At 70.9% G+C, this 15,339-nt stretch carries 11 protein-coding genes; 2 read left to right on the forward strand and 9 right to left on the reverse strand.

Annotated features, from left to right (window positions below; genetic code table 11):
* Positions 1-2 precede the first annotated feature (2 nt).
* The 5 genes from ACFYM0_RS05670 to ACFYM0_RS05690 form a co-directional block, all read right to left on the reverse strand.
* The gene (locus ACFYM0_RS05670) at positions 3-1,850 is read right to left on the reverse strand and encodes a S9 family peptidase (RefSeq protein WP_388496928.1); all 1,848 of its coding nucleotides are present in this window, start codon (positions 1,848-1,850) and stop codon (positions 3-5) included.
* On the reverse strand, positions 1,847-3,262 hold the full coding sequence (locus ACFYM0_RS05675) for an NAD(P)/FAD-dependent oxidoreductase (RefSeq protein ID WP_388496930.1): 1,416 nt from the start codon (positions 3,260-3,262) through the stop codon (positions 1,847-1,849). Before ACFYM0_RS05675 ends, ACFYM0_RS05670 begins: the two co-directional genes overlap by 4 nt.
* A complete protein-coding gene (locus ACFYM0_RS05680) occupies positions 3,259-3,579 on the reverse strand; it encodes a PqqD family protein (protein ID WP_388496933.1) in 321 nt (106 codons plus the stop codon). Before ACFYM0_RS05680 ends, ACFYM0_RS05675 begins: the two co-directional genes overlap by 4 nt.
* On the reverse strand, positions 3,560-5,059 hold the full coding sequence (gene stsB, locus ACFYM0_RS05685) for a StsB family radical SAM/SPASM domain sactipeptide maturase (RefSeq protein ID WP_388496936.1): 1,500 nt from the start codon (positions 5,057-5,059) through the stop codon (positions 3,560-3,562). Before stsB ends, ACFYM0_RS05680 begins: the two co-directional genes overlap by 20 nt.
* Positions 5,060-5,130: 71 nt before the next feature.
* Positions 5,131-5,397 carry a StsA-related sactipeptide RiPP gene (locus tag ACFYM0_RS05690; RefSeq protein WP_250741964.1) on the reverse strand — a complete coding sequence of 89 codons (267 nt, stop codon included), beginning with the start codon at positions 5,395-5,397 and terminating at the stop codon, positions 5,131-5,133.
* Between the two features lie 335 nt (positions 5,398-5,732).
* On the opposite strand from ACFYM0_RS05690, the gene ACFYM0_RS05695 reads away from it, so the two are divergent.
* The gene (locus ACFYM0_RS05695; protein ID WP_388496940.1) at positions 5,733-6,482 is read left to right on the forward strand and encodes a BTAD domain-containing putative transcriptional regulator; all 750 of its coding nucleotides are present in this window, start codon (positions 5,733-5,735) and stop codon (positions 6,480-6,482) included.
* Positions 6,483-6,658: 176 nt separating this feature from the next.
* Here the strand turns inward: ACFYM0_RS05695 and ACFYM0_RS05700 are convergent, their stop codons facing one another.
* Positions 6,659-8,509 carry an ABC transporter ATP-binding protein gene (locus ACFYM0_RS05700; protein WP_388496942.1) on the reverse strand — a complete coding sequence of 617 codons (1,851 nt, stop codon included), beginning with the start codon at positions 8,507-8,509 and terminating at the stop codon, positions 6,659-6,661.
* A 233-nt stretch (positions 8,510-8,742) separates the two neighbouring features.
* On the opposite strand from ACFYM0_RS05700, the gene ACFYM0_RS05705 reads away from it, so the two are divergent.
* Positions 8,743-10,809, forward strand: coding sequence for a phosphocholine-specific phospholipase C (locus ACFYM0_RS05705; protein ID WP_388496944.1), 2,067 nt, complete (start codon positions 8,743-8,745; stop codon positions 10,807-10,809).
* Between the two features lie 36 nt (positions 10,810-10,845).
* Here ACFYM0_RS05705 and ACFYM0_RS05710 read toward each other — a convergent pair whose 3' ends face one another.
* The 3 genes from ACFYM0_RS05710 to ACFYM0_RS05720 are packed head-to-tail and all read right to left on the reverse strand — an operon-like array spanning position 10,846 to position 14,939.
* A complete protein-coding gene (locus ACFYM0_RS05710) occupies positions 10,846-11,730 on the reverse strand; it encodes a DUF4436 family protein (protein ID WP_388496945.1) in 885 nt (294 codons plus the stop codon).
* Between the two features lie 35 nt (positions 11,731-11,765).
* Positions 11,766-13,376, reverse strand: coding sequence for an alpha/beta hydrolase (locus ACFYM0_RS05715; protein ID WP_388496948.1), 1,611 nt, complete (start codon positions 13,374-13,376; stop codon positions 11,766-11,768).
* Positions 13,377-13,388: 12 nt separating this feature from the next.
* Positions 13,389-14,939 (reverse strand): alpha/beta hydrolase, encoded by a 1,551-nt coding sequence (locus tag ACFYM0_RS05720; RefSeq protein ID WP_388496951.1) that lies wholly within the window; start codon positions 14,937-14,939, stop codon positions 13,389-13,391.
* Between the last annotated feature and the right edge of the window lie 400 nt (positions 14,940-15,339).

The following is a 15,339-nucleotide window of genomic DNA, read 5'->3' on the forward strand; positions in this document are numbered from 1 at the left end:
CTTCAGGCCAGGTGGGCGGCGAGGAACCGCTCGACCGCGGCGTAGTAGGCCTGCCGGTTCGCGGGCCGGGCCAGCCCGTGCCCCTCGTCGGGGAACAGCAGGTATTCGTGCGGGAGTTGCTTGGCCGCAAGCGCCGCCACGATCTGCTCGGCCTCCGCCCGCGGCACGCGGACGTCGTTGGCGCCCTGGACGACCAGGACGGGGATGCGGATCTCGTCGACCCGTGACAGCGGAGAGCGTTCCCACAGCATGGCTCGCTCCGTTTCCGGGTCCCCCACCTGGGCGTGCATGAACGACCGCAGCGCGGTGCGGTAGGGCGCCCCGGCCGCCAGCAGCGTCAGCAGGTTCGACGGGCCGCAGAGGTCTATGGCACAGGTGAACACCTCCGGGGTGAACGCCGCGCCGACGAGCGCGGCGTAACCCCCGTACGAGCAGCCCATGATGGCGATCCGTGCGGGGTCGATCCCGCCGCCGGCGACGAGATGGGCGACCGCGTCGAGCAGGTCGGTCTGCATCGCGGCGCCCCACTGTTTGGCGCCCAGGTTGCGGAAATGCTTGCCGTATCCCGTCGAGCCGCGGAAGTTGACCTGGACGCAGGCGTAGCCGCGATTGGCCAGGAGCTGCGCCTCCTCGTCGAATGCGAAGGTGTGGCGGGCCCAGGGCCCGCCGTGCACGTTCACCACCGCGGGCAGACCGGCGCGTTCGGCGCCGCGCGGCCAGGTGACGTAGCCGTGGACGGTGACCCCGTCGCGCGCGGCGAAGACGAAGGGCTCCATCGGGGCCAGCGTGTACGCCTCCAGCTCCCGCTGGTGGCTGAAGAGGTAGCGCAGGGCCCCGGCGGGCCGGTCGTAGACGTAGTAGAGGACGGGGCCGGCTCCGGTCACCACCGAGACCGTCCACAGCCGTTCGCCGCGGTCGGTGCGGTCCACGTACACCTCGCCGTCGACGGGGAGGAGCGCGAGCTCGGCCCGGATCCGGCCGAGATCCCTGCCGAACTCCTCGTCGAGGAAGACCCATTCGTCGCGGTCCTTCGCGAACAGCACCGCTTGCGGCCGACGGCTCACCGGGTCGAACTCGACCTGCTTGACGTCGTACACCGGGTCCTGCGCGAGCAGCGTCCGCCGCCCGGTCGCGAGGTCGATGGCGAACAGGCGGGTGGAGTTGGCCCCGATGGAGGACAGGAGATGACAGGTGGCGCCGTCGCGCGAGAAGCCGATGACGCGCGTCCCCATGGCGTCCTCGTAGGGCACGTCGAGCCAGGGCGCGGCGTCGTCCTGCCCGTCCGGCGGGTCGATGTACACGGACAGGCCGCCGTCGGGCCTCATCACCGTGCCGCCGCGCACCCGCAGGTCGGTGTCGACGATCCAGCTCAGGTACCCGGGATTCTCCGCGACCTTGGTGAGCCGGTCGGTCACCAGGTCCAGGGCGTAGACGTCGTGCAGCCCCGGCCGGTCCTTGTTCAGTCCGATCAGCACGGTCGTGGGGTGCCACCGGTTGTGCGCCAGCACCCGTGCCTGGACTCCGTCGAAGGGGGTGGCGCAGCGCTCCCGGCCGGTGACCAGGTCGACGAGGTGGATCCGCCAGCTCTCGTCACCGTCCCGGTCGCGCAGGTAGAAGAGGGTCCGGTCGTCGTGGCACAGGCCGTACGTCCGGATGCCGCGGCCCCGGTCGCGGGTGACGGGTTTCGCCTCCCCGGGCCGGTCCACCGGCGCCGTCCATACGTTCAACACACCCTCGTCCGGGGCCAGGTAGACGAGACGGGTCCCGTCCGGGGAGATCTCGGGCACGAGGTACGAGGGGTTGCCGAACAGGACGGAGTGCGGAATCAGCGGTACGGCTTCGGTGGTCACGGTTCCCTTCCCGGGGTGGGTCGTCGGTCGCCTCGCTGCGAGAGCCGCCAGTCGCGGAGTCCGGGGAACTGCGCGACCGCCTCGTCGGTGTCCAGCGGCGGGGCCGCGATGGGCCCGGCGGAGCGCATCGCCGATGCGGGCGGGGGAGGGACCAGCGTCTGGACCCGGAACAGCCGGGTCGTCAACACCTCGCTGCTGAGCACCGCTTGGGACACTCTGGCCCTCATCCGCTGCCCGGCGACGGAGACCGGACGCTCCGCGGAGCCGGTTGCCGATCCCTCCGCGACGGCCCGTACCCGGTCCTGTTCGGTCGCCATCCGCCAGGACTCGCGGGCCACGTCCGCCACCGCGGCCTGGACCACGGGCAGCACGGAGGGCTTCGCCCCGCGCTCCGCCAGCTCCCGGTCCAGGCGCACGGCGCCGAGCAGTGCGACGGACATCCCGTGCGAGTAGACGGGGTTCACCGCCGTCAGCGCGTCGCCGACGACGAGGAAGCCTTCGGGTAAGGACAGCCGCTCGAAGAACCTCCTGCGGTTCGCGGTGGCGCGGAACGGCCGTACTGCGCCGATGGGTTCGGCCGCGGCCAGCAGTTCCGACGCGATCGGCGAGCGCAGCGAGCGCGCGCAGTCGGTGAAGCCCGGCTCGTCCACCGGCGGCCGGGCGGCGCGCGTGCCGGTCAGGGTGAAGATCCACCGGCCGTCCTCGATGGGGAACAGCGTGGCTCCGTACCCGGGACGGCCGTTGTCGGGCCGTGGGTGCAGCATGATCGCCGGGAGGCCGGCGGTGAGGCCGGGCGGCGCGCGGTAGATCCGGGTGGAGTACGCCAGCCCCGGGTCGACCACCTCCTCCTCGACCCCGGGTCCGCCGATCGCGGTCAGCCATCGTCCGGCCCGCGAACGCCGGCCCGTCGCGTCCACCACGAGGTCGGCGGAGAGGGTCTGGCCGGAGCCGTCCTCGCCCGCGACCCGGACACCGGTCACGCGCGTCGCGTCCCCCGCGAGTCCCAGGACCCGGGTGCGCTCCCGCACCGTGACCGCTCCGCCGGCCAGCGCCCGCTGCCGGATGACGTGGTCCATCAGCCAGCGGCTGCACGAGATCATGAAGGCTCCGGTCTCGTGGCGGCGGAACCAGCCGTCCGCGCTCAGGATCAGCGCGTCGCCCGGCAGGCCCCGGCGGTGCGCGCCCCGGGCGAGGAGTGCCTCCAGCGTTCCCGGGAGCAGCGTGTCCAGTGCCTCGGCTCCGGCGGTCACCAGCACGTGGCTGTGGAACGCCTGCGGCAGCCCCGGCCGGACGCCCGGGCCGGCCGGGTACCGGCCGCCCTCGACGACGGTGACCTCGTCGACGTGCCGGGAGAGCACCCTGGCCACCAGCACGCCCGCGAAGCCCCCGCCGAGGACGACGGCCTTGGTCATGACCGCGCGGCCGGCTCGCTCCGCGTCCGGTCTTCCGCCCCGGCTTCCGTCTCCAGAAGCAGGTCCGCTTCGACCATGGAGCTGATGAAGGCGTCCACTTCGGCGCGGATGCGGGCCGTCATCACGGGGTTGTGTCCGGCGAACAGGAGCGACAGGTTCCTGATGACCGTCTCCCGGTCCCCGTCGCTCTCCACGAGCGCCCAGATCTGGGCGGCCGTCGAGTTCAGGGTGCGGAAGTCGCCGGACTCGCTGTGGTAGAGCGAGATGCCGTCCGCGGTCTCCTGCCAGATGACCGCGTCACTGATGTGCAGGGACATCTCCCAGCCTCCTGTTCACCGGCATGATCGGAATCAGCTCGCCCACCTTGATCGCGGGCACGGGCGCCGGCGGGCGAACGTAGGTCTTCCACTGCTCGTGGGCCTCGTGCACCTCCCCGGTGGCGACCAGCCGCGGGACGGTCATCTCAGCTCCGTCCAGGGCGAGTTCGGCGCGGGTCACACCGGTCTCCTGCCACAGCTGCGTGGTGACTCCGTGCCGCAGGATCCGGCACAGGTGGCGGCTGTTGCGCCGCAGGTCCCCGGACTCCGACATGTGCGCGGCCCGGCAGCCGCCGCCGCAGTTCGCCTTGATGTAGCACTTCTCGCAGTCGGCGTGGAACTCCCCGCCGTACACGGTGCTCCTGCGCATCGAGGTCAGGACCGGGCCGGCGAAGATCTCCGACAGCCGCTGCTTCCTGATGTTCCCGGCGAACTCCCCCTTGCCCGTGACGAGTTTGCACGGGTAGACGTCGCCGAGGGAGTTGACGTAGATCTCGTGCCCGCCCATGCCGCAGTTGCCCTTGACCGAACACGCGGTGACCGGCCGCGGGCCGTCCGGCTTGAGCTTGCCTGCGACCGGCGAGGTCCAGACGAGCTGCTGCACGTCCAGGTGGTCCTGCCACCCGAAGTCGTAGGCGTCGTCCGCGCCCCGGCCCAGGTCGTTGTGGTTCATCAGGCGGACGCTGTGGATCTCGATCCCGTCGAGGAAGGAGGCGAAGTCCTCCAGCTCGTGGATGTTGTCCGAGGTGACGATGTGGTTGATGGCCGGCGCCACCCCGGCCTCGTTGAGGAGCTGGATCGCCCGGTGGGTCTTGGCGAACGCGCCCTTGCCGCGGGTGCGGTCGTGGGTCTCGGCCGTACCTCCGTCGAGGCTCACGGTGACGGCGTCGAAGAGCTCGGCGAACCGCTTGGCCTTCGCCTCGGTCCGGATCATCGTCGCGTTGGTGATGACGTTGGCCTTCAGTCCGCTGTTCTTGGCGTGCTCGACGACCTGGAACAGGTCCTTGCGGAGCATCGGCTCGCCGCCGGTGAAGATGATGGTCCCGGCGCCGAAGTCGGCGATCTGCGAGACCAGGTCCAGGGACTCGGCGGTGTCGAGCTCGCCCGGAAGGCACTTCTCCGAGGAGGCGTAGCAGTAGGGGCAGCGGAGGTTGCAGCCGTCGGTGATGGCGTAGTACGCGACGCCCAGGGGCGGCTCGCCCAGCCTGACCTTGGGTTTGTTGCCGTTGAAGTACACGATCCAGTTCAGGATGAGCTTGGCGAGGACGCGCTCCGTCTCGTCGTTCTGCTCCAGCCCCGGCTGCTCCCCGCGGGCCCGGGCGGACGCCAGGGCTTCGAGGACCCGAAACTCACGACCGGATAGGACGCACCGGGCGGCCACCTCCGGGTTGACCACGAGGTGGTCCTCGTCGTGCACGAAGTACGTCAGGTCACCCGGCACCTCGAACAGCGACAGGTTCCGAACCAGCTTTCCGCGCATCCCGCCTCCTCTCCGGTCTGGCACAGGCGCGGCCCGACGCGTACGGCCGCCGGACCCCGCCTGTGAAACGGTCAGTTCTCGGCCTGGCCCGATCCCGACCAGAGGCCGCAGGCACACAGCATCGCGGCGTCGAAGCCCTCCTTCGTGGCCTCCGGGGAGGTCCAGTCCTGGGAGTGCGCCACCACGTCGGGCAGGATCGCCGCGAGGCGGGTCTTCGTCGAGATGAGGACCTTGGTCTCCTCGGGGGTGAGGCTGGCGTAGAACTCCTCGAGAGCGGGCGCCATCGTGCCGCCGATGACGCCGGCCGCACGCAGGGACTCCAGGGCGTTGAAGGTCATGCTTCCACCTTTCGCTGTCGCGTTCGATCGGGGACGCAACCGAGACTGCGCGCGGCTGACCCGTGAAACAACCCCACGAATGTGGGTTGTGCGGGAGCGACGAAGGGGACATACGCAACGCGGGCGGGCGTCTTGCGACAGCGGATCGGGACGGCCGGAACGCGCCGCGCACGGGTGTTGACGGTCTCCAGGCCTTGCCTCACGCTCATACCACTGCCGTTGTGAAGCCCATGTGAAGCGAACGTGGAAATCGGGATCAATGGAGCGCCCACCCGGCGGCCGGCGGCCCGCCGGACGACCCGAGAGGTGCGATGAATCCCACCGGCTTAGGCATCGTGCAGATATCTCTGCTGCCAGGCTTCGTCTGCCGCACCGACCAGCGGGTCGCCGATCTCAGCGACATCCAGCAACGGCTCGTCTCGGCCCTGGTGCTCGGCGACCGCCCGCTCCGGCGCGGCGATCTGGCCGCCCGGCTTTGGCCCGATGCCCCGCCGGACCGGGCGGGGGCCCGGTTGCGCCAGACCATGTGGCGGCTAAATCAGGCCACGGACGGGGGCCTGCTGCGGGCCTCCTACACCACCATCACCCTCGCCGATCACGTCGAGGTGGACTACCGCGCGGCGGCCAGGCTGATCGCAGCGGTGTCCGGAGCGGTCGGTACGGCGGCGGGGACGGTCGGGGCGGCGGCCGCCGAGGACCGGCTGCCGCAGGCGTGGAGCCTCCTGCGGCACCCGCTCCTGAACGACTGGGACGACGACTGGCTCGTCCCCTTCCAGGAGAAGTGGAGACTCCAGCGCGTGCAGACCCTGGAGCGCCTCGCCGAGAGGTTCCTCCAGCGGCGGCAGCATTGCGCCGTGCTCGAACTGGCCGACGCCGCGACCCAGGCCGACCCGCTGCGGGAGGGGCCCCGGCGGATAGCCGTGCAATCGTGCCTGTTCGCCGGAGAGGTCGCCGACGCGCACCGCCGCTACCGCGACTATCAGGAACTGCTCTCCGCGGAACTGGGCGTGGCGCCGAGCGGAGCCATCCCGCAACTGCTCAGACAGGACCGCGAGCGCCAGCTCGCCCTCGCCGCGGAGTTCTGAGCCGCGGAGCCACGAGCGACGGAGTGACGACCGGGGTCCGTGCCGCCGTACCGCCGCCGGCGCCACGCCACCCGCCGGCACCACACCACCCGTCAGCACCACGGCATCCGCCGGCGCCACGGCGCCCGCCCGAACCGGGGCCCCCGCCGCCACGAAGGCACCCGCCCCTCCCCCGTTCAGCGCAGGTCGGCCCGCGCCGCGGTGTCGTCGATGAACCCGCCCGACTGGTGCTGCCACAGCTTCGCGTAGGCGCCGTCCGCGGCGAGCAGTTGGTGGTGCGTGCCCTGCTCGACGATCCGTCCGTGGTCGAGGACCACGAGCTGGTCCATGGTGGCGACCGTGCTCAGCCGGTGCGCGACCACCAGCGCCGTTCGACCCTCCATCAGCCGCCACAGCGCGTCCTGGACCAGGATCTCGCTCTCGGAGTCCAGGGCGCTGGTCGCCTCGTCGAGGAGCAGGATCGGCGCGTCGCGCAGGATCGCCCGGGCGAGGGCGACCCGCTGGCGCTGCCCGCCGGACAGCTTCACCCCGCGTTCGCCGACCATGGTGTCGAAGCCGTCCGCCAGCCCGTCGGCGAACTCCGTGACGTGCGCCGCCTCGGCCGCCCGGCGGATCTCCGCGTCGGTGGCGTCCGGTCGGGCGAAGGCGATGTTGTCGCGCAGCGTGCGGTGGAACATCGCCGGGTCCTGGGGGACGTAGGCGATCAGGCTGCGCAGGTCGGACTGGCTCAGCCTGCTGATGTCCTGCCCGCCGATCAGGATCCGGCCCGCGTCGATGTCCGTCATCCGCAGCAGCAGCCGGGTGAGGGTGGTCTTGCCCCCGCCGGACCGGCCGACGAGCCCGAGCTTCGACCCGCCGGGCACGTCCAGGTCCAGGCCGTCGAAGAGCGGCTTTCCGCCCTCGTGGCCGAAGGTCACCCGGTCGAACCGCACATCGGCGGCCGGCGGGTGGCGCAGCGGTTCCGGCTCCACCGGGTCGAGCACGGTCGGCGGTGTCAGCAGCAGTTCGGTGAACTGCGCGGCCTCCGTCATCGAGCTCTCCAGACGGCGGTAGATCTGGTTGAACTCGAACATGATCCGGGTCGCACTGGCGTAGTAGGTGAAGGCGACGATGACCGCTTCCACCCCGTGCGCTCCCCCGCCCAGCACGATGGCGAGCATCAGCCCCAGCACGTTGGTCGCCACGGACAGTGGCGCGACCAGCGTGTCGATGCGCAGGTTGCCGTAGTCCCAGGAGCGCAGGGTGAGCTTCCTCGACTCCGCCACCCGGGTGCGGTGTTCGGCGGCCTCGCGCGGTTCGGCGGCGAACGCCCGGACGGTGTCCATGTTCATCAGGCTGTCCGCGACGTGGCCGGACACCCGGGCGATGGCCTCCTCCCGCCGGGCGACGAGCACTTGGCGGCGGCGGATCAGGGGTCCCACGCAGAGCCCCGTGATGGTGATCATCGTCAGGAGCCCGACGACGAGCAGCGGGTCGTACTGCCACAGCACCACCGAGGCGAACAGCAGGGGCACGAAGCTGCCCATGACCGAGAACGTCAGCGTGTCGACGAACTCCTCGAAGCGGGAGGCGAAGCTCAGGACCCGCTTGGTCAGCGATCCGGCGAAGTTGTCGTGGAAGAACGCCGCGTCCTTGGCGAACAGTTCGTCCATGCCGGTGACGTAGAGCTGCTCGATCCCGCGGGCGTCGAGGCGGTTCAGGCAGTGAAGTCCGATCCGCCAGAACGCCTCCGCGAGCAACAGGACCCCGGCGAAGCCGATGATGTAGGGCATCGCCCATCCGAGGGCGCCGCCGACACCCTCGGCGGCTCCCTCTCCTCCCGCGATCCGTCCGACGAGCTTCGCGACGACCAGCGGCGCGATGTAGTGGATGCCGATGTTGCCCAGCGCCGGGAGCAGCATCGCGGGCGCCGTCAGCCATCGCAGGCGGATCAGCTCCCGCCCGTAGTAACGAAGTGCGAGGAGTACCGGACTCCTGCGTGGTGGACTCGTGTTCGGTGAATTCTCGTGCGATTCGGGCGATCCCATCCCAACCCTGCCTTCTCGGACCGTCTGGTCGGAAAGCGGAGTGTCCCGCACGGGCGCCCACGCGGTCCAAGGTTTTTCCGGCGGTAGCCCAAAACCGGCCGATCTGGGCACGAAACCCGACCGCCGTTCGCCTGGTGTACGCGCCGACGTCACGTCAGGCTCCCTTGTCGGAACCCCGGACGCGCTGTGCTGGGGTGTTCAGCCACCCCTCAACCGCGGAGGTCGTTCCCGCCATGGCAGAACTCGATCGTCGGCGTTTCCTGCAGCTCGCAGGCGGCACCACAGCCCTGACGATGCTGGGCGAGAGCATCGCCCGCGCCGCCGCGATCCCCGCGCAAGGGACCACCGGCTCCATCGCGGACGTCGAGCACATCGTCGTGCTCATGCAGGAGAACCGTTCCTTCGACCACTACTTCGGCGCGCTGCGCGGTGTCCGCGGCTTCGGCGACCCGCGCCCGGTGACCTTGCCCAGCGGCAAGTCCGTCTGGCACCAGTCCGACGGAACGAAGGAGACGCTGCCGTTCCGGCCGCCGTCCGAGGACCTGGGCATGGAGTTCCTCCAGGGCCTCAACCACGACTGGGCGGGCGGCCAGAGCGCCTTCAACAAGGGCAAGTACGACAATTGGGTGCCCGCCAAGACCGCCACCACGATGGCCCACCTGACCCGTCAGGACATCCCCTTCCACTACGCCCTGGCGGACGCGTTCACCCTCTGCGACGCCTACCACTGCTCGTTCATCGGCTCCACCGACCCCAACCGCTACTACCTCTGGTCGGGCCACACCGGCAACGACGGCCGGGGCGGCGGCCCCGTCCTCGACAACGCCGAGGCGGGCTATGGCTGGACCACCTACCCCGAGCGCCTCGAGGCGGCCGGAGTCTCCTGGAAGGTCTACCAGGACATCGGCGACGGCCTGAACGCCGCCGGATCCTGGGGCTGGATCAACGACGCCTACCGCGGCAACTACGGCGACAACTCGCTGCTGTACTTCAACAGCTTCCGCAACGCCCAGCCCGGCAGCGCCCTGTACGAGAAGGCCCGTACGGGCACCGACGCCAAGGCGGGCGATGGCTACTTCGACAAGCTGCGCGCGGACGTCGTGAACGGCACCCTCCCGAAGATCTCCTGGATAGCCGCCCCCGAGGCGTTCAGCGAGCATTCCAACTGGCCGTCCAACTACGGCGCCTGGTACATCTCGCAGGTCCTGGACGCGCTCACCGCCAACCCCGATGTGTGGGCCCGTACCGCGCTGTTCATCACCTACGACGAGAACGACGGCTTCTTCGACCACGTCGTCCCGCCGTACGCGCCCGCCAGTGCCGCGCAGGGCCTGTCTACGACACCCACCGCCCTCGACGTGTTCCCCGGCAAGGCCGGCTACGCGGCCGGACCCTACGGCCTGGGTCCGCGCGTGCCGATGCTCGTGGTCTCTCCCTGGAGCACCGGCGGCTACGCCTGCTCCGAGACCTTCGACCACACCTCGGTCATCCGCTTCATGGAACAGCGCTTCGGCGTCCACGAGCCCAACATCTCGCCCTGGCGCCGTGCCGTCTGCGGCGACCTCACCTCCGCCTTCGACTTCGCCCGCAAGGACACCGCCCCGGCCCCGCTGCCCGACACCGACGGCTGGTTCCCGCCGGACCGCGAGCGCCACCCCGACTTCCTGGCCACCCCGCCGGCCCGGGGGACCATGCCCCGCCAGGAGAAGGGGCTGCGGCCCACGCGCGCGCTCAAGTACGCCCCGTACGTGGACGGCGCCGCGCTCGTGGCGGACGGCAGGTTCCGGCTGACGTTCAGCGGCGGCCCGGAGCTGGGCGCGCAGTTCTACGTCACCTCCGGCAACCGCACCGACGCCCCCTGGACCTACACCACCGAGGCCGGCAAGTCGATCGCGGACACCTGGAACACCGCCTACTCGGCCGGGTCCACCGACCTGACCGTGCACGGCCCCAACGGCTTCCTGCGCGGCTTCCGCAACCCCGGCACCACCCCCGGCCCCGAGGTCACCGCGCGCCACAACGCCGCGACCGGGAACCTGGACCTGACCCTCACCAATGCGGGAGCCACCACCGCCACCCTGACGGTCGCCAACTCCTACGGCGGCAGCCCGAAGCGCCTCACGGTCGCCAAGGGCGCCACGCTCACGCACACCGTCTCCCTGAAGAACACGCGCCGGTGGTACGACGTCCAGGTCACCGCGTCCGGCGCCCCGGGCTTCCTGCGCCGCTTCGCCGGCAAGGTGGAGACCGGCGCGGCGGGCCTGTCGGACCCGGCGATCCTGACGGAGCAGTCTTCCTGACACCGACCCGCCCCGCCCCCGGCCCAGCCGTACGCCCTACGGGGTGTCGTCGTTCCGGAGGGCGGTGCGGACCCCCGTGACGACCACGGTGATGAGGCAGAGGGCGATGACGGTTTCGGCCCACAGGAAGGCGTACCAGTCCAGCACGCAGCCGATCGGCGGCGTGCCGGGGGCGTTGTTGCGGAAGGCCGAGAGGGCGAACAGGGTGGCGGCCATCCAGCCGAGTGCGGCCCAGACCAGGCCCTCGCCGCGGGTCGTCGCGTACCAGGCCCCGATGAGCACGGAGCCCGCCAGCGCCCACATCACGACCATCATGAAGACCGTGAAGACGAGCAGGCTGCCCGATCGGGACAGCCCCAGCGCCACGCCGGCGGCCTCATGTCCGGACAGGGCGGGTGTCGCGGAGACCGAGAAGAGTGCGTCGTCGTTGGAGAACAGCAGCCGCACCGGCACCGGCTTGCCGTCCAGCTCTGCCCAGAACTCGATGCCGGTCTCGTAGGTGTCGAACGGGTAGTCGCTGATCGATCCGTCCGTGAGCGCGACCTGTACGTCCCTGATCGTGAGCCGCTCGTGCGCGGTGAACTCCAGGTCGCCGAGGGTCTGCGCGGAGGTCTGGAGGCTGAGATCGGCCACCGGGGCGGTCCCGTCCTCCTCGCCCAGAGCCCCGCGCGGTGTGACCCGTACCCGCAGTGCCAGCTCTCTGGCCGCGGCGTCGACGCGTTGGACATCTGCCTCCACGTCCACCCGGTCGGCGGCCTGGGATCCGACCGTGTGGACCGTGTCGAGCCTCTGCCGCTCGGTGAACTGCAGCCACGACCCCACGGCCACCGCCATCAGGATCAGGACCGCGAGGGGAAGCAGGACCGGCAGGAGCGAGGCTCCGGAGCGGCGTGGGCCGCGTGCGTCCCAGGTGGGCGCCATGGTGACTCCGACGAGGCGAGAGGCGAGAGGCGGGCTCAGGGAGCGATCTCGAACGCGGGCGCCTCGAGGCTCTTCAGGCATTCGGTCTTCGGCGCCTCCGGGGTCTCGAAGAAGGAGACGGCGATCTCCTGGGCGCACTTCGACGTGGCGATCACCACGTGCGGCTCGTAGGGGATCGTGACGACCGCGGCCCTGCTCAGCGTACGGGCCACGTACGGCCCGTTGTCCGCCCCGGTCTGGGCGTCGAAGGCACCCGACAGGGCGAGGGTGGGGATGTCGCTGGTCGTGACGTCCCGGATCGAGCGATCGGCCGCGGGGATGTTCCAGGCGTCGCAGTCGGGATGGAGGAACGTCAGGAGCGGGGCCTGGGCCTGCACCGAGGCGGGGAAGGACGGGAACTCCTCCTGACCGCCCTGGAGCGCCGCGTCCTCGCTCTCGTACGGCGTCCACTCGCTGCAGAAGACGCCGTAGGCGAGACCGTGCGACACCACGCCGATGCCCTTGGGGTTGGTCCTCCAACCCGCCCACTGCCGGGCGATCCGCTCGGGGTTGCCGTTCGCCAGCTCGTCGATGGAAAGGGGTACGGCCTCCGCCGTGTGGGTGGCGGAGGTCAGCCAGTTCACCAGGGTCCCGCCGTCGATCACGACCTTGACCGGCTTGTCGCTGCCGGGGACGGTGACGGTGGTGGTGACCGGCTCGGCTTCGAGGTCGCCGACGAGCTTCTCGAAGGTGCCGCGCAGGTTCGGATAGCGCTCGTTGCAGGCCGGCTGGTCCGCGCAGGCCTTGAACAGCCCGTCGATGCCCTGCCGGAAGCTGCTCCAGGTCGCGGCCGACCCGGACCTGGACGGCGGCAGGATGCCGTCGATGCCCACCGAGCGGAGACCCTCGGGGTGCAGGCGCATGGAGACCAGCGCCAGGTGGGTGCCGTAGGAAATGCCGTACAGGTTCCACTGCTTGATGCCCAGCGCCGTACGCAGGTCGGCGTAGTCGGCTGCGCTCTCGGTGTCGTTGTAGGCGCCGAGGTCGACCCCGCGGGCCGCCAGCTTGTCGCGGCAGGCCTTCGTTGCCCCGACGTGCAGGCGCTCGGTGGAGGGAGCGTCGTAGACGAGGCCGACCACCTGCCCGTTGAACTCGTCGACGTTGGGACAGAGAAGCTCCGGGTCGGCGGAGTACGTACCGCGCTGGGACATGAGGATCACGTCGCGGTCGCGGTTCAGTCCGCCGTCGACGGCCATCTTGGCCTCGCCCACCGCATCGTCGCCCGGTCCGCCCGCGAGCCACACGATGGGGTCGGGTTTCGGCGTCTCGGCCACCGCGGGCACGATCGCGACACCGAGCCGGATCGTGCGGCTGCTCGGCCTGGCACGGTTCTCCGGCACGGTGAGCGTTCCGCAGCGGGCGTCCTTCAGCTCCTCGATCGGTTCCACCGTCTCGGGGCACGGGCCCGGCGCGAAGCGGGCGTCGCCCACGGTCCGGGCGGTCGTGCCGATCGGCGCTCCCGGGCCGGGACTGACGTCGGTGGGGGCCTGCGCCCGGGCGGGCGCCGCCAGCAGGCCGGTGACGAGGAGACCGGCCGCGATGCCGGCCGACGGGCCGAGGAGTCGTCGTACGGTGCGCCGACGACGGGGCGTGTGATGGCGTGTCATCTGCTCTCCCGGTCACTTCGGGATGATCGTGAACGGCTGGGGCTCGAGATCGTCCACGCAACTCGTCTCGGGCGCCGTCGGGTTGGCGAAGAACGAGGCCAGCACGCTTTGCGCACAGGGGGACTGCGGGACCACCCAGTGGCCGATTCCGGGTACCTGTATGGCGGTCGAGCGGGACAGGTTGTCGGCCACGCCCTTCGCCCAGCTCGCCCCGGTCTTCACGTCGAACGTGCCGGAGACGACGAGTGCCGGCACCGAACTGACCGTGGACACCCGCTGGACGGACGCACGGTCGGGAACGTTCCAGATCCCGCACACCGGGTACTGGAAGGGCAGCTGCGGAGGCTGGGCCAGGACCGTGTCCGGCCACCCGGGGTAGGTCTTCTGCCCCGCCTTCAGCACATCGGACTCCGTATGTCCCGGCGCCCATTCACTGCACGCGATCGAGTTCGTCAGGCCGTGGGCGAAGTCGCCCGCCTTCTGGACCGAGCCGGCCGCGCGGGCCTGCGCGAAGCGCTCCGGGTTCCCCTTGCTCAGTTCCTCGAGCGCCGCGGGCATGTCCTTGGGCCGCGGGGTGAAGGCGACGATCAGGTTCAGCAGCGCGCCCCCGTCGAGGACGGTCCTGACCGTCTTCCCACCGTCCTTCGGCATGACGTTCAGCGTCAGGGGGTGCGCCTCCAGCTTGCGCACCTGCTCCGTCAGCATGCCGGGGAGGTCCGGGTACCGGTCCTTGCAGGCCGGCTGCGCCGCGCACGCCTCGAAGATGTTGTGGATTCCCTCGGCGGTGCTGCCCCACGTCCACGGCAGGGTCACGAACTGGGAAGGTGCCACCGAGTCGATCGCCACCGCGCGGATCCCCTCGGGGTGCAAGCGCAGGTACGTCAGGGCCAGGTTGCTGCCGTAGGAGTACCCGTAGACGTTCCACCGGGGGATGTCCAACGCGCCCCGCAGATCGGCGAAGTCGGCGGCGTTCTCGGTGCTGTTGTAGGCGCTCAGGTCGACTCCGTCGGCCACGATGCGGGCCCGGCAGTCCGTCACCGCCTTCAGCATGATCTGTTCCGCCTGCGGTGCGTCATAACCCAGCCCCACGGCCCTCTCGTTGAACCGGTCGACCTCCGGGCAGGCGAGGTTCGGCTGGTCGTAGAGGTTGCCGCGCTGGGCCATGACGATCAGCTCGCGGTCCTTGTTCAGACCGGAGTCGACGAGGAAGGGGATGTCGTCGAACGTATCCGCACCCGGGCCGCCCGCCATGAACACCACGGGGTCGGCGCCGGGCTTCGGGGAGCCGGCCGAGATGCGCGCGACGGCAAGCTTTATGGTGCGACTGCCGGGGTCGGAGCGGTTCTCGGGGACCTCCAGGTAGCCGCACTTCGCGGCGCTCAGCGCTTCGACCGGCTCGGGCGGTTCAGGACAGGCGCCGGGCACGAACCGGGGGGCCACCGGGCCGGGCTCCCCGGCGGGCCGGTCCGCTCGTGGCGCGGCGCTGCCGGGTGTGGGGCCGAATGCAGCCAGGCAGACCAGAGCGGCTGCGGCAGTCACCGCGGGGACGCTGTGCTTTGGCATGTGATCCCGTTCCTCTGCCGACATCGGCGGCAGCCCTGCCGGGCCAGGCCGCAGCGTTCTGGGCGGAACTCACGCTTTCCACGCTACTCGCGGGCACCCTCACACGCGCGCGGAGCAGCGGAGCAGCCGCGGGCCGGTGCGGCGCTGCCCCTCGTGCGCCTCTTCCCGCCACCCGGTAGCGCTGATCGTGTGTGTTCCGCCCGCACCTGCGCTGCGCCGTCCGGCGGACAGCCGCCGATCGGCGCATGAGCCGGTGGCCCGGCCGCCGGCGTCGCACGTGGGCCGCCGCGGGGCGGACGGCACCAACTCGCCCTGATCGACACCCTGCTGGGCCGACAACTACCGCACCGGGCGCATCGGTGGAACGGAACTGCTCGCCGGGGTCAGGAGGGATCGGTGA

It is taken from the genome of Streptomyces sp. NPDC006487, from assembly GCF_042870555.1.
Taxonomy (GTDB): domain Bacteria; phylum Actinomycetota; class Actinomycetes; order Streptomycetales; family Streptomycetaceae; genus Streptomyces.